This window comes from Sedimentibacter sp. B4 (assembly GCF_000309315.1).
Lineage (GTDB): Bacteria > Bacillota > Clostridia > Tissierellales > Sedimentibacteraceae > Sedimentibacter > Sedimentibacter saalensis.
In genome coordinates this window covers 1-233 of record NZ_CANG01000451.1, presented here as the reverse complement: position 1 = coordinate 233, position 233 = coordinate 1, and the positions used below count along the sequence as shown (strand labels likewise).

Below are 233 nucleotides of genomic sequence, written 5' to 3'. Positions count from 1 at the left end.
GAGCTCAAGGCGGATCTGGAGAAGGTGGACTGGAAGCTGCCCGTCACCTGTACGGGTTCACCACGGAGATGCCGCAGTTCATGGCCGCGTCCGACATGCTCGTCACCAAAGCAGGCCCGGGCACGATCAGCGAGGCGTTCATCAGCGGCCTCCCGCTGGTGCTGTACGCCCGGCTGCCCGGCCAGGAGGACGGCAACGTCAGCTACGTCGAGAAGCTGCGGGCAGGAGTGTGA

The 233-nt window shown here is 65.7% G+C and carries 1 protein-coding gene; it reads left to right on the top strand.

Going from position 1 to position 233, the window contains the following annotated elements:
• Nucleotides 1-233 (top strand): glycosyltransferase (locus BN358_RS11820; RefSeq protein WP_040583029.1); only part of this gene is annotated, 233 nt, incomplete at its 5' end.